The sequence below is a fragment of the Haloferax sp. s1 genome (genome assembly GCF_058382125.1).
The window spans coordinates 1-1232 of record NZ_JBZRPK010000130.1; the positions used below are offsets into that span (position 1 = coordinate 1).

Sequence of the window (1232 nt, forward strand, 5' to 3'; positions counted from 1 at the left end):
GTTCGAGAGACGACTGACGGTCGTCGAGTGCTCCCACTTGATTGTCGATGGCATGGAGCAGCGTCCAGGCGAGTCGCCGTTCATTACCCGACATCGGATTCGACTGAACAATAGACAATTTGATGGCCTTGTTCAGCCTGTCCACGAATCTCACTGGCCACGGTGACCAGCAAACAGCGTGGCCGCAATTCATATTTCAGAAAATTGGAATTCGGATGTCCACGCCATCAGGCAGTGTTTTTGAGCAAGCTCTGGAACCGTGGAATTTAAACATAGTTAAGATATCACATCAGACAGGTAGTTGAGATGGATACCAAAGGTATCGGGTGGGTTATCATACTCGTACTGCTTGGACTTGTTCTAGGCTACTACGGTTTTGGCTCTGCCCTTGCACACAACGGTGCGGTTCTGGAAAACGAAGCGACGACCGCGACAGTCACGGACCTCGGTACCGAGACGAGAGAGGAGTTTGAGGGGAGTCTGACTCGTACTGTCCTCAGGTCCCTCGGGATGGAGGTAGAAGCGTCGGAGGAGAAGACGATGTATCGGGCTGTTATCACGTACGAGTACAGCGTCAACGGCCGAACTTATAAACAAACCAATCTGTTTCCTGGCTCGTTCAGTCGCTGGAAGTACACGAAAAGTGGGGCAGAGCGTATTCGCGACGAGTTCGAGGTCGGACAATCGACGACGGCATATTACAACCCAGAGACCCCCTCGAACGCGTACATCATGGAGGCGGAGATGCCCTTTGTATCGGCATTGTTCGGTGTTCTCTACGTACTGGTCGTCATGCTCACTGGGGCGTACTACGTGAGGGAGGGATTCAGGCGGCGCAACCAGCGCAAACTAATGAACGAGATGCCGATCGAACAGGCCCAGTCGCTATCGACGGGCCCCTCGCAGATTGATGGTGTTGCACGAGCGCCCTACGACGACCCGGATAGTGCCCCCTTCACCGATGAGAGCTGTGTCCTCGCGAAGTGGGAAGTCGAGGACTCCATCCGGTTCAGGGAGGGTCCGGGCAGGTGGAATCAGGTCGCCGAGGGGTACCAACTGTCGCCGTTCTACGTCGACGATGGAACCGGGCGAACGCTGGTTTGCCCAGACAAGGATACCACGTTCAAACTCGACGACGACAACTGGCAGTCGGTGTACGTCAACGCCCAAAACGAGGCCCCGGAACCGGTCCAGTCGTTCCTCGAGTACCGTCCCGACGTCGACCCTACAGA

Annotated in this window: 1 protein-coding gene; it reads left to right on the top strand. The window is 55.4% G+C overall.

The window, feature by feature from the left end; translation table 11 throughout:
- Positions 1–306: 306 nt before the first annotated feature.
- The coding region (locus tag QT222_RS00930; RefSeq protein WP_491476003.1) for a DUF3592 domain-containing protein at positions 307–1232 on the top strand (926 nt) is incomplete at its 3' end.